At 45.0% G+C, this 15910-nt stretch carries 13 protein-coding genes and 1 pseudogene; 10 read left to right on the top strand and 4 right to left on the bottom strand.

The genetic code is table 11. The features are described 5' to 3' along the window. A pseudogene (locus IM500_RS11300) lies at positions 1-117 on the top strand (IS1 family transposase); the annotation flags it as partial. 250 nt (positions 118-367) lie between these two features. Here IM500_RS11300 and IM500_RS11295 read toward each other — a convergent pair. The 3 genes from IM500_RS11295 to IM500_RS11285 form a co-directional block, all read right to left on the bottom strand. After that, positions 368-1060 (bottom strand): discoidin domain-containing protein, encoded by a 693-nt coding sequence (locus IM500_RS11295; RefSeq protein WP_287738424.1) that lies wholly within the window; start codon positions 1058-1060, stop codon positions 368-370. Positions 1061-1302: 242 nt separating this feature from the next. Next, on the bottom strand, positions 1303-2601 hold the full coding sequence (locus tag IM500_RS11290; protein ID WP_190718436.1) for a hypothetical protein: 1299 nt from the start codon (positions 2599-2601) through the stop codon (positions 1303-1305). A 305-nt stretch (positions 2602-2906) separates the two neighbouring features. After that, complete coding sequence (locus IM500_RS11285) at positions 2907-3848, bottom strand: glycosyltransferase family 2 protein (protein WP_190718432.1); 942 nt, start codon at positions 3846-3848, stop codon at positions 2907-2909. A gap of 335 nt (positions 3849-4183) precedes the next feature. On the opposite strand from IM500_RS11285, the gene glmM reads away from it, so the two are divergent. From glmM to IM500_RS11250, 7 genes are all read left to right on the top strand, one after another. Next, on the top strand, positions 4184-5623 hold the full coding sequence (gene glmM, locus IM500_RS11280) for a phosphoglucosamine mutase (protein ID WP_190718429.1): 1440 nt from the start codon (positions 4184-4186) through the stop codon (positions 5621-5623). 57 nt (positions 5624-5680) lie between these two features. Continuing rightward, positions 5681-7408 (top strand): hormogonium polysaccharide biosynthesis protein HpsL, encoded by a 1728-nt coding sequence (hpsL, locus tag IM500_RS11275; RefSeq protein ID WP_287738419.1) that lies wholly within the window; start codon positions 5681-5683, stop codon positions 7406-7408. 124 nt (positions 7409-7532) lie between these two features. Then, on the top strand, positions 7533-8528 hold the full coding sequence (hpsN, locus tag IM500_RS11270; protein WP_287738413.1) for a hormogonium polysaccharide biosynthesis glycosyltransferase HpsN: 996 nt from the start codon (positions 7533-7535) through the stop codon (positions 8526-8528). Next, positions 8525-9694: a hormogonium polysaccharide biosynthesis glycosyltransferase HpsO gene (gene hpsO / locus IM500_RS11265; RefSeq protein WP_287738410.1), complete on the top strand. Its 1170-nt coding sequence runs from the start codon at positions 8525-8527 to the stop codon at positions 9692-9694. The genes hpsN and hpsO overlap by 4 nt, the downstream gene beginning before the upstream one ends. Positions 9695-9856: 162 nt before the next feature. Next, complete coding sequence (locus IM500_RS11260) at positions 9857-10441, top strand: sigma-70 family RNA polymerase sigma factor (RefSeq protein ID WP_190718417.1); 585 nt, start codon at positions 9857-9859, stop codon at positions 10439-10441. Beyond that, positions 10441-10815 carry a hypothetical protein gene (locus IM500_RS11255; protein WP_287738407.1) on the top strand — a complete coding sequence of 125 codons (375 nt, stop codon included), beginning with the start codon at positions 10441-10443 and terminating at the stop codon, positions 10813-10815. Before IM500_RS11260 ends, IM500_RS11255 begins: the two co-directional genes overlap by 1 nt. 20 nt (positions 10816-10835) lie before the next feature. Continuing rightward, a complete protein-coding gene (locus IM500_RS11250; protein WP_190718411.1) occupies positions 10836-11330 on the top strand; it encodes a Spy/CpxP family protein refolding chaperone in 495 nt (164 codons plus the stop codon). A gap of 101 nt (positions 11331-11431) precedes the next feature. Here IM500_RS11250 and IM500_RS11245 read toward each other — a convergent pair whose 3' ends face one another. Further along, entirely contained in the window at positions 11432-12583 is a 1152-nt protein-coding gene (locus IM500_RS11245) for an NAD-dependent epimerase/dehydratase family protein (protein ID WP_125730823.1), read from the bottom strand. A 484-nt stretch (positions 12584-13067) separates the two neighbouring features. Here IM500_RS11245 and IM500_RS11240 point away from each other — a divergent pair, with 484 nt between their 5' ends. Further along, positions 13068-14918 carry a polysaccharide deacetylase family protein gene (locus IM500_RS11240; RefSeq protein WP_125730824.1) on the top strand — a complete coding sequence of 617 codons (1851 nt, stop codon included), beginning with the start codon at positions 13068-13070 and terminating at the stop codon, positions 14916-14918. A gap of 45 nt (positions 14919-14963) precedes the next feature. Continuing rightward, on the top strand, positions 14964-15737 hold the full coding sequence (gene gloB, locus IM500_RS11235; RefSeq protein ID WP_287738406.1) for a hydroxyacylglutathione hydrolase: 774 nt from the start codon (positions 14964-14966) through the stop codon (positions 15735-15737). Positions 15738-15910 lie beyond the last annotated feature (173 nt).

Here is a 15910-nt window from a genome sequence, read left to right as displayed (position 1 = left end):
CTTCATCGTCAGACTCTCTGCTATTCAAAATGTGTCAAAATGTTAGAAAATTCCCTACCGCTTCTAATTCATTACCTTAAGTTTAAGGATGTTCCAGTTCCCTACACTTTTGCTTGATTCATCTTTACACCTGACAACGCCCGAAAGATAGCCAGTCTTACCTTCCCGACCCCGGCATCCGTCCTAGTTCCTAAGACCCATACTTGTCCTGGCAACACGACCCGCCGAAGCTCGGTTATCGCTTAAGGAATAGTGGTCAATATCTGTTTATCGGAGCATCGGTTTTTGAGAATTGTCTATATGTTGGGCATTCATCCCATCGCTAAAAGCGAGGGACTTCTAGCGAGGGACTTCTGCTGACACTAAGTTAAATTCTTTTTCCCAAACTAACGCCCGCTAAACCAAAGGCTAACAGAGCAAGCAAGGAAGAAGGTTCGGGGATTTCGGTTGCAAACTGAATCTCTGAGAAGCCAATGCGATTGTTCGCGATGCCAGTGAACCCCCCAAAGTTACTCAGATTAGTAAATCTAACATGAGTCGCAGCGACTGGGGCAAAATTGAACTGCTGTGGGGTCTGGCTGGTAGCTGGGGAACCAAAAGTTCCTTGAGCAAACATACTGGGAACGCCAGCGCCACTCAGGGTAATCCAAGTTGTTCCACCGTTGGAGTATTGAATCGTCACATTTTTAATTCCCTGACGGGTAAGAGCTTCACCATTACCGCCAAGGTTCCAGAAAGTAAACCCAGATAGATTATAGCTACCATTGAGACTAAAAGTGATATTACCTCCAGCACCCGGGTTTAGGGATTCCACTGACCGCCAAGAATTACCGGTGTTCGACGGCAGGTGATTTCCCGTAAGACTCGGAGTGTTACCGGGCAGCCCCTTGCCGTTGACAGTATCGTTTAGATCCCATAGTGGCGAACTCTGTCCGGGTATGTTCGTCGTTGCGGCAGTGACTCCAGAAATTAGAGTAGCGGCTTGGGCGTTTTGTGCCACACCCAACATTAAGCCGAAAGTGGCAGTGGATAAAACAAGGGTTTTGATAGTGAGTTCCACTGGAAGATCTCCTTAGTTATAAGGTTAGGTAAAGTCAAAAGGATACAACGTATCCTCCTATATCATATTTGTTTTTTTGCCAATGTCCACTACTTTTGATGTAGATTTTTTTTCCACGTTATGGTAAGGGAATCGGGGGACAGGGGGAAAACGCCCATCTGGTGGCGCAGTTAAGAAAGTCAGAAGCCAGAAATCGGGTGGGGAAGAAATTCTGTCTTCTGCCTTCATAGCGGGCAATCTGCCTACTGATGAGATTCTAGCCTCGTGGTTTTGCTATTGTCCCCATCCGAGAATAAATCATCGCTAAATAGATCATCAAGGGGCAGTTCTTCGTCAGAAGGTAAGGATTCTAGATTAGCCATTTCTTCATTATCCAACATACTGAAGAAATCTAGTTCTTCTTGGTCACTCGCAACAGAAGCAACATTTTGGCGGTTAGATGCAACTGTAGGGGTTTCTTCCGCAAAATAATCGAATAATTCGGGGTTATTGCTGTCAGCGGTATCAGCAAATAAGTCATCGAGAAAATTTTGGTTATCAGCGAATTTTTCGGTGTCGGGGGCTAATAAATCAGAGAAACTGGTGTCACTGCTAACGGTTTCTTGAATCTGACCGTAATTAGCCGATAATTCTTCTAGGCTACCGATAGTTCTCGTTTCTTCCTCTAATGTTAAACTGTTGAGAAATTCTATCTCAGCAGCGGACATCTCCCAGTCAGAGATTGCTGGTTCTGCCATGACGGGAAAATCTTCGCTCTCAGTCATTTCTGGAGAAACTAAGGTTTCTTCTGGGCTGTTTAAACCGTCAAATGTCTCCTCGGAAACGGAGGTTTCTAGGGGCATTTCGGGGGCAAATTCTGGTTCCAATCCTAGGTTTTCTTCGGTGATAAAACCATCAAAAGGATTTATTTCTTCGGCACTGGGGCTATCGGGGAAATCATCCCAGGGTTCGACGATTTCAGTGGTTCGATCATCCACTACTGCTTGGCGGGCGTTTTGTAATTCTAACAGTTGGCTTTGATAACCCTGTTCTAGTTGTTGAATTTGCGACTGATAGCCCTTTTCTAATTCTAGAATCTGCTCCTGTTGACTTTGACGCAGGGCTTCCATTTCCCCTTGCTTCCCGTCTATGATCTCTTGTATTTGACTTTGATAGCTTTGGCGCAATTCCTCGATTTTAGCTTCGTATTCCGGTTCAAGTGGCTGAATTTGGGTTTTATCGGCGACTTCCACGGCTTGAGCGGGATTTGCGCTGGCTATCTCTTGTAAACGTCCTTGGCTATCTTCTAACTCTTCTTGCAATTTAGCCACTTCTTCTCTATAGGTGGCTTCGATATTGCGAATCCGTTCTTCGGAGAGAGCGAGTTGTTTTAACTGTCCTTTGCTGTCTTTTAACTCCTTTTCGGTTTCACCTAAAGCCGCCCGAACTTTCTCATATTTCTGTAGTGCTTCCCTGATTTTTCCCTCTTGCAGGGCATATAAAGCCCCACCCCCGATCGCACCTCCACCGACAAAACCGATTAAAATATCGAAGATATTCATTATGGGATTCCTCCTCTAGGAAAATTTACTTTATAATATGCCCAATCTCAGAGGATAATTCACAAGGGGCAAATGTGGTCAGTGTTTTCCGCCGCTCCCTATGCCGATTGCTTTTGATTGTGGCAGCAATTATCAGAAAAAGAAAGCAAATATTCAGTTTTTTATCGGCAAATGTTCACCTTTAGGGCAGTTATCTCGATGGTGAGGTACAAAGTCTCTGGTTTTAGGGAGTCGGTTGTCGATGTCAAATCCAGTCATACCTCGTCTTTGTGAGAAACGCCGTCGGTGGTGTTCGGCAAGACATTTCACTGAAGCTGTATTTCCCGATAAGCTTGATAAACGCCGCGCACGTTGTACCAATTGAGAAAAATGCGGGCAATTTCTAGGGCTAATTGCGGTTTACCTCGATCGATTAACCATTGTAACAGCGGGGAGAGGCTGCGTTCATTCAGGGTTCCCCCCAGGGAAAGTAAACCCCACAACAGTCGATGAATCCAAGTCATTTGAATCATCATCCGCACTTCCCAGGTGGGATGTTTTTGATAAAAAAGCACTCCCATTCGTCCTCGTTGAATTTCCTTATCGATGAGATTGGGAATTTGAGCGAGATTAAAGGGGGGATGCCAATGATAACCGACGGCTTCTGGACATTTAATTAATTTTAGTCCCAATTGCTTCAATCTCACCCCTAATTCCAAATCTTCCCAACCGTAGAGTTGAAACTGAGTATCAAATAATCCTGCCGCTAATAACCATTTTTTAGCGATCGCCACGTTGCCCGTGGCAAAATAGGCGGCGGAGAAATCGGTGATTTTATAGGGTTCACTGCTGGGATGCTCGAAGTTACAGGTATTAATGACAGTGCCGTAGGTAAATAAGCGATCGCTGCCGAGATTGGCTGCTCCAGCAGTTAAAGCGTCGGCATGAGCTTGCAAAAAATTTTCTGTCACTACCAGATCGCTATCGATAAAAATAATTGTATCACCACGGGCTTTTTCTACCCCCAGATTCCTAGCGATCGCCGGTCCGCCGTGATCCTGTTGCCACAGTTGCAGATGGGGTAAATTGGCTTTGTGACTTTCTAGCCAGGCGATCGTCGCATCGGTAGAGCCATCATCGACAAGGACTATTTCGTAGTTTTCCACTTTATTATCGGTTAAACGCTGATTTTCTAGGGCTAGTAAACATTTTTTTAAAATTGCTTGGCGATTGTAGGTAGGGATGACAACACTGATCAGCACGGGCATTCGGGGGTCAAGATTACCGTTTTAGCTTACCAAATAACCTCGGTTCCTTGATTAGACCTCCTGCAAAAATCAACAATCTTCATTCAGGATTGAGGAGACAGGATTGAGGAGACAGGATTGAGGAGACTATTTTTATTTATTCTCCCCATCTCCCCACACACCACACCCCACACCCCACACCCCACACCCCACACCCCACACCCCATCTCCCCATCTCCCCACACCCTATGTAAGGAACCCCGGAAGGAGGATTAAGGTCAACTGGGAACATTGATTTCAAAAAATCGGTGATCATGTTATCCTCTGAATGTGTCGTGTGAGGAAAGGAATCGGCCATGGTAGCTTCTCTATCGTATCAAAATGGACAAAAAAATCGATCGCATCCCCTGTTATCCTTAACGGGTTTAATCGAATTACCGCCATCCCCCCTGTTTGGCACGGACGGAATTCGCGGCCAAGTGGGAGAATTATTAACTGCCCCCCTAGCGCTACAAATCGGATTTTGGGCAGGACAGGTATTAAAAAATCAGGCTGGTGTCACCAAACCGATAATTATCGGTCAAGATTCCCGTAATTCCAGTGATATGTTAGCCAATGCTATCACTGCGGGTTTAACTTGGGCGGGAATAGAAGTCTGGCAACTGGGATTATGTCCCACTCCCTGCGTCGCCTATTTAACCAGAGAAAGCGAAGCGATGGGGGGGATCATGATTTCTGCCAGTCATAATCCTCCTGAAGATAACGGCATTAAATTTTTTGACGGCAGCGGTTTAAAATTGTCTGGCAGTTTAGCGGCACAGATAGAAGCGGGTTTAAGAGGCAATTTAGAATTAGCAGATAAACCGGAAAATTGGGGAAAAGCGACTTTTTGTCCCGAATTAATCCAAAAATACTATCAAGCTGTCATTGATTCCGTCGGGACGGATATTAACCTATCGGGATTAAAAATAGTTTTAGATCTAGCTTGGGGGGCAGCCGTTAACCTAGCACCTTTAGTATTCCAAACCTTGGGGGCGGAAGTTATCTGCCTACACGATCGAGCCGACGGCGATCGCATTAACGTTAATTGTGGTTCTACCCATTTAGAAAGCTTACAGGCGGCGGTGATTAATCAGCAAGCGGATTTAGGGTTTGCCTTCGATGGCGATGCCGATCGAGTCCTGGCCGTGGATAGTCAAGGTAGAGTAGTAGATGGCGATTATATCCTCTATTTTTGGGGTCGTTCCCTCTTAGAAGCAGGACAGCTACCCGATGGGTTATTAGTAGCCACGGTGATGGCTAATTTAGGCTTTGAACGCGCTTGGCAAAAACTGGGGGGTCAATTCTTGCGGACTGCCGTGGGTGATCAGCACGTTCAGGCGCAAATGTGGGAAACTGGAGCCATGCTAGGGGGTGAACAATCCGGTCATATCCTCTGCCATCATTACGGGGTTTCTGGGGATGGAATGCAAACCGCCCTACATTTAGCGGCTTTAGTGCAGAAATCGGCGGTTTCCTTGGCTAACTTAGTCGATCATAGCTTTGTCACCTATCCGCAGATTTTACGCAATGTGCGGGTGGAAGATAGAGAAGTGCGACGTAATTGGCAGCAATGTGAACCTTTGCGGCGAGAAATCCGCCAAGCTGAGACAGCTATGGCAGAAAAAGGCCGAATTTTGGTGCGAGCTTCCGGGACAGAACCGTTAATTCGGGTGATGGTGGAAGCAGAAACCCTAGAATTAGCCAATTTTTGGACAGAAAGGCTAGTGGCAGCGGTGCGAAGCTATCTTTTGTAGTCGATCGAGAGGGACAGGGATTATAATGCCCTTAGCGTAGCGTAGCAAGGCCTAATTATGACCAGACTAGGTATCGATCGCCAGAAAAAAAAGCATAAACAGGGCCAAACAAAAGCTGATAGTCCCCCGCTTAACATCAAAGAGAAACTTGCCCTCAAAAAAGAAGAAAGGCAAAAGAAACAAAAGTTAACGGGGTTGATTATTTTTGCCATTTGTGTGGCAATTTTGCTCGGATTACCCCTCAGCTTATTATTTGATGCCAAGATAGGAGCGGGAGTAAGTTTAGCCTTAATTTTAGTAGTTTTCTCCTTTAGCTATCCTCGCATGGCTCTTTGGGCATTTATTATCTATGTCCCCTTCACTGGCACTATCGTGTATTGGTTGGGAGGTAGTTCAATCCTCCAGCTTAGTAAAGATATCTTTTATCTACCCGCTTTAATCGCCTTAGTTTTAGAATGTCGAAAAAAGCAATTACCGATTATTGTCCCCAAACAATTAGGTACAACCCTATTATTAATCTTTGTTTTCTGTGTAGTTTGTCTATTAGCCGTCAATTTGCAGAGACAATTTCTGCCTACTTGTGATTCCGTGGCTGGGATGAGTATCTTTAGGGATGGTCGTTTGCGCGGGGTTCCCTGTCGGGAAAGTGAGACTTTTCTGCAAGGAATATTAGGATTTAAAGTTTTGCTGGGTTATGTCCCCTTGATCTTCTGCACTTATTACTTAATCAAAGACAAACCGACCCTATTATTTTTTAGTCGTCTTTTAGTGACTTTAGCGATTATTTGTTGTGTCCTAGGACTAATGCAATACTGGATGCTGAAAACCGGTCGTTGTGTAGGAACTAGAGGCTTTGTAGCTGATGCACTATTCAAAGCCCACTTAGATGCAAGGTGTTTGGTTGGTGGGGCATTAGTGTATAGTCCGGAAGTGAATATGATCCGCCTACCAGGTACCTTTGTTTCCCCCTGGCACTGGGCTTGGTTTTTGGTCTCTAATGCCGTAATTTGTTATGCCAGTGCCTTTAGTGAAACTTCCCAAAAATGGCGACTAGCAGCCCTAGTGGGTTTAACCCTAGTTTTTATTAATGCAGTGATCTCTGGGCAAAGACTAGCTTTCTTTGCTGTACCGATGATTATTGGTCTGATGACGATTCTTACAGGACAAATCGCTAACTTAAAACGATTTTTGCCGATCATTTTTGCCGCCACTTTACTTCTAGCTATCGGTTTTTCTTTCCTTAACCCGGATTTTGTCCAACAACGCTACGATAGTGCCATCAGCCGTTGGCAACAGGCTCCCCCCACCGCTTTTCTTCAAGAACAGTTGGATTTTGCTATCCGTAATCAGGGCGGTATTTTAGGTCGTGGACTTGGTGTGGCCACAGCTTCTGCTAGGGTTTTCGGTGATATTTCCTTTGTGGAAACCTATCACACTAAAGTTTTATTCGAGTTGGGATACATTGGTTTTGCCTTGTACATGATATTCATGACCCATCTAGTTTATCTGGCCTTCCGCACCTATCGTTCCCTCAAAGATCCGACTCTGCGAGGTTTTGCCGGTAGTTATTGGGTTTTGCTGCTCTTTGTTGCCTATCTTCCCTATTGGTATGCCCTCGATACGGATCCTGTGGGCGTTTATTACTGGATATTTGCGGGCGTAATTTTTAGATTACCCGTGATCGAAAAACAGGAAAAAGAGGCTAAAATTCTGGCGGGGGAAACCGCCACAAAATCCTCCAAAAAGGGCTTAAATTTTAAACGCAAAGGTGTTTCTTTAGCTTGAAATATGGGTGTTGGGTTTTAGGGTGTTGGGGTTTTAGGGTTTTAGTGGAAATTCCCCCATTCCCCCATTTCCCCACTCCCCCACTCCCCCACTCCCCCACTCCCCCATTCCCCCATTCCCTGCTATGAATTTTCCCTCGATTTCTGTCATCATACCCACCTATCGACGCGAAGAGCCTCTTAAAGATACCCTCGATGACCTACTCAAACAAGATTATCCCGATTTTGAGGTATTAGTTATCGACCAGACCGCTACCCACAGCCCCGCCATACAATCCTATCTGGAAAATATGGCTAATCAGCACAAAATTAGCTGGTATCGGCTGGATTGGGCGAGTTTACCCGGTGCGAGAAATTATGGAGTCCGTCGCGCCCAAGGCGATATCGTTCTTTTTATCGATGATGATGTGCGGCTCCCGGATAATTATCTCAAAGCACATAGTGAGAATTTTGTCAAGAACCCTGAGATAGGTGTAGTGGCAGGTCGGGTATTCGATCGCATGAAATTGGGTGACTCCCAAAAAATGGCGACAGATACCGGCAAACCCTACGAAATCGACTTTTTACCCCCCCAAGCCATGGATCCGGGCATTGCTTGGTATTACATCGATCTTGTCCACACCACTAAACCCCAGCAGGTAATCTCGGCCCGGGGCTGTAATATGTCTTTCCGGAAGGATATATTTACTAAATACGGCATTTGGTTCGATGAACGCTTTCGTGGCAGTGCCGTGCGCGAGGAATCGGATTTTTGCTTAAGGTTACGCCGGACTCCCTATCATGTCTGGTACGATCCCACCGCTTATCTGGTTCATTTAGGGGAAGAAACCGGCGGCTGTCATGATATTAGCACTCGTTCTTTGAGTTATCAGACGACTTTTTATCATAATCACTTTCTGATGGCTCTGAAAAATCTCACTCCCGCTCAACAATTGCGACTCTACGCTAAATTATTTGATTGTCACGTTCTTGGCAATCCTCCCTGTAATAAAGGTGGTTCCCCGATTAAAATCCTTTCTAGGGGAATTTTTTATAGTTTAGGTTTTCTCGATGCTCTAAAAACTCAAGTAAAGTCCCTCTGGAATGATGGCCAAATTTATACAAAACTAGATAATCTATGAAAATTTTAGTCGCTAGTCATACATATATAGTTGATCTCAACTGTGAGAAACTGCGCGCCCTGACAAGATTAAATCCCAATATTGAAGTTACTATTGTTGTTCCCCAACGTTGGCAACCGGGAGGAGTCCAAAATAAAATCATTGAAAGTCAACCGAAAATAGCCGACAATTTCCGAGTTATTCCTATCTCTAATTTTAGCCAGAATAACCAAGCTTTATTAACTTTTGGCACTGATATAATTTCTTTATTGCAAAAATTTAGACCCGATATTATTCAAGTGGAACAGGGTTCTAAATCTCTCGCTTATGGTCAATTTATTACTCTGAATCGTCTCTTAAATCTCCAGGCTAAAAATGTATTTTTTACCTGGTGGAATCTTCCCTATACTCCTAAATTTCCCATCTCTTGGTTAGAAGCTTATAACCTGAAAAATACCGATGGTTTAATCGCCGGTAATCAGGACGGGGTAGATGTTTTAAAAGAACGGGGTTACAGGGGTAAATACACCGTTTTACCACAATTAGGAGTGGATGAAGTCCTTTTTTCCCCCAGCAAGCAACCCGATTTAGCCCGATCTTTAGGCATTGAAAACGATGAATTCGTGATTGGTTTTATCGGTCGTTTTGTGGAAGAGAAAGGCATTCTAACGCTGATTAAAGCTGTAGCTAAATTAACAGGTAAGTGGAAATTATTACTGTTAGGTCGGGGAATCCTGAAAGATAAAATAGTCAGCGAAGCTACAGCCGCAGGAATAAGCGATCGCTTGATGATAGTGGAAAGTGTTCCCCACGATCAAGTAGTTAATTATATTAACCTGATGAACACTTTAGTTTTGCCTTCAGAAATCACCTATCAGGTCAAAACCTTAACTGCCGTCGGTTGGAAAGAACAATTCGGTCATGTCTTAATTGAAGCTATGGCCTGTCAGGTTCCTGTTATTGGTTCTGATTCGGGAGAAATTCCCTTTGTTATTGCTGATACGGGTTTAATTTTTCCCGAAAAAGATGGGGAGGCACTGGCTAAATCTATACAAACTCTCTTAGATAATCCCAGCTTCGCTCTTGAATTAGGCCAGAGGGGTTATCAGAGGGTAATGACCAATTATACTAATAAAGCCCTCGCTCAAAAACAATTGGATTTCTATCAACAATTACTCCCTCGGTGATGGGGAGATGGGGTGTGGGGTGTGGGGTGTGAGTTGTGGGGTGTGGGGAGAAAAAAGCTGATAACTGATCACTGATAACTGCTCACTGATAACTGATAACTGGTTATGAACCATTCTTGACACCCCCTAGTCTAAAGGGACAAGTAGCTAGGGGTGAGGGGAATGATCGAGGTGATAACCGATAAGCAAACAAGTGTGAGCGATCGAGAGTTAATTTTAAAATGTCAAAGGGGTGATCGGGGTGCTTTTCGTCACCTTTACCGTCTTTATCAACCAAAAATCCGCTCTACTCTCTATCAACTCTGTGGACAGGAATTCCTAGAGGATTTTGTCCAAGAGGTCTTTTTAAGACTGTGGCACGGGTTGCCGAAATTGCGTTCACCTGAATACTTTTCCACTTGGGTTTATCGGATCACTTGGAATGTGGCGATCGATGGTCGGCGACAATTAGCCAAAAGACAAATGAGGATGGCCAAAAGCACTGATGAGGAAAACTCCCTTGATAGCGAATCCCGTCCCCAAGATAGTCCCGATTTGATGCAATTGCATTATGAGGAGGTGGTCCGACAAGGGTTAGAAATTCTCAGTTTAGAACATCGCGCTGTCCTTGTCCTTCACGATCTAGAGGACTTACCCCAAAAGGAAATCGCCCAAATCTTAGAAATTCCCCTCGGTACGGTGAAATCACGTCTTCATTATGCGCGTAAAACCATGGGTCAATTTTTGCAAAAACAAGGAGTTCTCTAATGTCCCCAGAAGATGAGAAAGTGGTTAATTTTCTGCGTCGCTATCGTCCATCGCTGCCACCTCGACCGATAGATGAAGAAGAACAGTTAATGCAAATGATTAGGGGAGAAAGGCCGGTAACTTGCCCAAAATCCCTGCCTTTATTGGGGTGGATAACTGGTATTACTGCCTTATCTGTGCTGATTGTTGGTTCCTATCGTTGGTTTCATCCTCATCCACAACTGGGCCAAATTTCCGACGAGCAGTTAGAAGCTTTTTTAGTGGAGAGTTGGAACCATAGCATCGCTCCACCGATTGCTGCTCCTAGCGTTTATAGTTCGCCTTGGATGAGCTTAAACGAGCCTCAACTCACCTATTCTACCTATAATCCTTAATTTCTTGGTCGAGGTCAATTATGTCCCTTTCTACTCTCTCGATTCTCGGCACAACCATGGCTGTAACTCTGGCGGCTAACCTAGTCCCAACTGCCACTGTGCTATCCTATCCCCAAGATCGTCTATTTATCGCTCAAACTAGCTCTCCCCAGCGTCCTGAGAGTCGTCGAGTGAATAATTCTCGAGAAAGACTAATCGAACAATTAAACCTTACCGATGACCAAAAGTCGAAAATTGCCGCTATTCGTCAGAAATATCAGGAAAAAACCCAAAAGTTGCGAGACACCCTGAGAAGCAACGAACAAGAACTAAATAGTTTATTATCCAATAATGCCTCCGATCGAGATATCCGTTCTAAACATCAGCAAATCTCTCGGAATCGCCAAGAAATCAGTAACCTGCAATTTGAGAGTTTTTTGGAAATTCGTCAAGTGTTAACTCCCGCTCAAAGAACGGAATTTTCCCAATTAATGCAGGAACGTTGCCCTAATTCCCGCAATTGCGGACGACAATAATTCCTATCAGTGCCGATTAAGATCGAGTTTGATGCCGATACATTAGAAAAACGCCAAGGATGGGTTACTACCCCATCCTCAACTTATCATTTACTGATCAATTATCGTTTCCAAGTGACTTTTGGTAGGATATGATTCATATCTACCCGGTCTCTGTACTTGGTGGCGAAGTTCAAGAGGGAATCGAGGAGAGAATCGGAGAGATAGTGAGGTTGTAGTCCTAGATCGAGTAATTTTGTGTTTTTAGCGTTAAAATAATGTTCCTCTAACTCGATGCGCGGGTTGTCAAGATTGTTAATCTCCACATTTAACCCTAACGCAGAACCAGCTTTTTTCACCATCAGTGCCAAGTCACCGACGCTAAACAGTTCGGTAAATTGGTTAAAGACGCGGAATTCCCCGGATTGAGCGGGATTAGCGATCGCTAATTCCAAACAACCCACGGTATCGCGGATATCTAAAAATCCTCGCGTTTGGCCACCTTTACCGTACACTGTTAGGGGATGACCGATCGCCGCTTGAATACAAAAACGGTTTAAAGCAGTACCAAAAACCCCATCGTAATCGAGACGGTTAATTAACATCTCATCCATTCCCGTTTCTTCGGTGAGGACTCCATAAACCACCCCTTGATTGAGATCTGTGGCTTTTAAACCCCACATCCGACAGGCAAAATGGATATTATGGCTATCGTGGACTTTGCTGAGATGGTACATACTACCAGGCTGTTTGGGATAGGGTAAAGTATCCTTACGACCGTTATGTTCGATCGTGATGTAACCTTCTTCAATATCTATATTCGGTGTGCCATACTCACCCATGGTTCCCAGTTTTACTAGGTGCGCGTCGGGAAATTCCTCTTTCATCGCGTAGAGGATGTTTAAATTGCCAACCACGTTGTTAACTTGGGTTAAAACTGCGTGTTCGCGATCGATCATGGAGAAGGGTGCAGATCTCTGTTCTCCGAAGTGAACAATCGCATCCGGTTGAAACTGTCGCAGGGATTGAATCAAAAAGTCGTAGTTATTGATATCCCCGACAAAAAGATCGAGGGATTTTCCTGTCAGATCTTGCCAGCGTTGAATCCGATGAGATATGGGTGCGATCGGTGTTAAGGTATCGCAGCCTAATTGTAAGTCCCAATAGCGACGAACTAAACTATCAAGTATGCCTACTTCGTAACCTCTATTTGATAGATGGAGTGCCGTTGCCCAACCACAATAGCCGTCTCCGCCAATAACCAAAACTCTCATACAATATCTGTAAAGTTTATATACTCGTCTTTGGTAACTCTAGCAGTTTTGTGTCACGCTTTACCAGCCTAATCCCCGTGAACATAGCGGGGAAGTGGGGTGTGGGGTGTAGGGTGATGGGGAAATGGGGTGTAGGGTGATGGGGAAATGGGGTGTGGGGTGTAGGGTGTGGGGTGTGGGGTGTGGGGTGTGGGGTGTAGGGTGTGGGGTGTGGGGTGATGGGGAAATGGGGAAATAGGGAGAATCAATAAAGGTAGTCTATTGACAACTGATAACTGATAACTGATAACTGATAACTGATGAGGGTGTTCTAGAAAACTTGACAAGGGAACGGATTACAGGGAAACTCAGCTTGTAATCAGTGGGCTTTGCTGACGAGAAAACAAAAGCCAAAAATCTAGATAAAAGGCAGTTTTTTCGGTAACTCAGGGCCTATCTGCTTTTTACTTTTTACTTTTTACTTTTCACTTTATTACTTGATCTTATGCGTTGGCAAGCTCGGCAAAAATCTTCGTTTCCCTTCCTTCCCCTATACGGATTTTTGGCATTTATCGTCGTTTGTCTGATTATTTGGGCAAGTTCTCTCTATCCTCGCTCTAATGCTCTGGTGGGGGGTGATTCTTTCCCCGCACCTTTTAGGGAGTTTCAACCGGAATGCGCGGATTATGTTCTAGAAAATAGTTCTTTTAAGGATATATCGAGAATTTTTGATTGTAAAACCTATAAAAACCTCTCCGATCGCGTGATTGTTCCCCTATCTCTCCAAAAAAACGATATTAGTCTCGATAATTGGCAAAATAACTCGGCAACAGCGATCGAATTAGCACCCTGGCCGGAAATTCATCCCCGCGCGCAAGAGACAAAAGTACCAATTTTAATGTATCACGACATTTTACCAGAAAAAGAGGTATTCTTTGACGTTACTCCAGGCGAATTAGAGGCACATTTCCAATTTTTGCAGGAAATCGGGGCAACTCCGATCAGTATCGATTGGTTAATTTCCCATCTGCGGACAGGTATCCCCCTTCCCGCTAAACCGGTTTTATTGACTTTTGATGATGGTTATGGGGGACATTACCAGTATGTCTATCCTTTATTGAGAAAATATAACTATCCCGCCGTTTTCTCGATTTATATCCATAAAATGACTCAAAAAACCGGCAGAACCAGTGTCACTTGGCAACAACTCCAGGAAATGGCCGCCGATCCTCTAGTCCAAATTGTCTCCCATAGTGTTAGTCATCCCCGGGATTTAAGGTTATTATCCGATGCAGATTTGGAGCAAGAAGTCAAGCAATCGAAACAAATCTTAGAAAAAGAATTGGGTATTCCGATTAATTATTTCACCTATCCGGAAGGGAAGGCGGACGATAGAGTGAAGGAATTCGTCAAAAAAGCGGGTTATCGGGCGGCTTTATCGATGAATGACCTCGATGAACATTTTGCTGGACAATCCCCCGATTTACTCACTATTGGACGCTTTGGGCAATCGCGCACGCGAGAAATTGTCCCGCAAGCTTGGGGAGGTGATCCCTTACCCCGTAGGGATGGCGGTTTTAACTTTGCCACCACCATCCAAAAACGGGAAGTGGAATTTCCAACTAATACACTTGTTTTAATTAGTGGCGGGATTCCCAAAACTATCCACGCTGATAGTCGCTATCAAGTGGAGGAAATTATCGCCGGCACAGAAGCGATCGCGGCTGTAGATGGCGGTTTTTTCTCTCTCAAGGAATTGGACTCAAATCAGATGATCGGGCCGGTTTTAAGCGAAAATGGCGGCTTTATCCCGGGATATGAAGGGGAAATCGACAAGTTAGAGGGTCGTCCTTTAGTAATCATTACCGATCGATGGGTGCGTTATCTTCCTTTTGATCCTGCCCGTCATAATACCCTAGAAGGAATCGCAGCGGAGGCCGGAGATGATCTCAAGGTTACGGATGCTTTTGTCGCGGCCGCTTGGTTAGTCAAAGATGGACAACCGCAATCGCGAGAATCCTTTGGTACACTTTACGGTTTTGATGCCCTGCGTCACCGGGCTTTTTGGGGGATTAATCAGGCAGGACAGCCAGTAATCGGGGTTTCCAGAGAGCCGATCGATTCCATGGCTTTGGGAGAATTATTAGTACAGGCAGGTTTTCGGGAGGCGGTGATGTTGGATTCAGGAGCAAGCACCTCCCTCGCTTATCAAGGTCAATCGCAAGTGCATTATACTCCCCGTCCTGTTCCCCACGTTGTCGCTTTATTTCCCCCCACAGAAACCTATATTGTTCCCATTAATCATGTGGGGATTCCCTGCGTAATTTTCGCCGATTCCTGTGCTGCGGGGAGTTAGGTTAGCAATATATGATCGAGTTAAACCTTAGCCCAAGATTCTACCATGGAGATCGAACGTCTTAACGCCCTTTCCGATAATTATATTTTCCTCCTCTATGATCGAGCGCAAAAAATCGCGGCCCTGGTGGATCCAGCGGAACCTGAACCGGTTTTCAGGCGATTAGAGGCTTTACAGGTGGATTTAGTCGCTATTTTCAATACCCATCACCACGGCGACCATGTGGGGGCTAATCAGGCTTTAATTAATCGTTATCCCCATCTTTGTGTTTATGGGGGAAAGGAGGATCGCGGTCGCATTCCGGGCCAGCAGCTGTTTTTAGAGGAGGGGGACCGGGTGGAATTTGCCGGTCGCTGGGCCGAGGTTTTCTTTGTCCCCGGCCACACTCGCGGCCATATTGCCTATTATTTTCCCCCGGTTAACCCCGGAGATTACGGCGAGTTATTCTGTGGTGATACCCTGTTTTCGGGGGGTTGTGGTCGTTTATTTGAGGGAACACCGGGGCAAATGGTGGCTTCTTTAACTAAATTGCGATCGCTGCCTGACCAGACCAGGGTTTGGTGCGCTCACGAATATACGTTAAATAATTTAAAGTTTGCCTTGACAGTTGACCCTAATAATGCTGCTCTGCAACAGCGTTATCAGGAAGTGGAGAAAAATCGCGCTCAAGATCGTCCCACGATTCCGGCAATTTTGGGGACGGAAAAGCTGACTAATCCTTTTTTGCGTTGGGATAGTCCCGCTTTGGCCATGACCATGGATAGCAACGAACCAGTACAAGTGTTTGCACGGCTGCGGGGGAAAAAGGATAATTTTTAAGCAGTGGCTAAGTAGGGTCTGCTGAAAAAGTACGGGCGAAGCATTCGGATAGAAAATCTACGGTTTCACCGATAGGTTATTGCCCGAATGCTTCGCCCCTACTTTTTCAGCCGACCCTAGTTAAACCGGTAATATAGTCTAATCCTTCTAGCGGTTTTACTAATTCCTTGATT

The sequence above is a fragment of the Microcystis sp. M179S2 genome, assembly GCF_020245805.1.
Classification (GTDB): Bacteria; Cyanobacteriota; Cyanobacteriia; order Cyanobacteriales; family Microcystaceae; genus Microcystis; species Microcystis aeruginosa.
The sequence above is the reverse complement of the archived record's forward strand: the minus strand, read 5'-3'. Positions and strand labels throughout refer to the sequence as shown.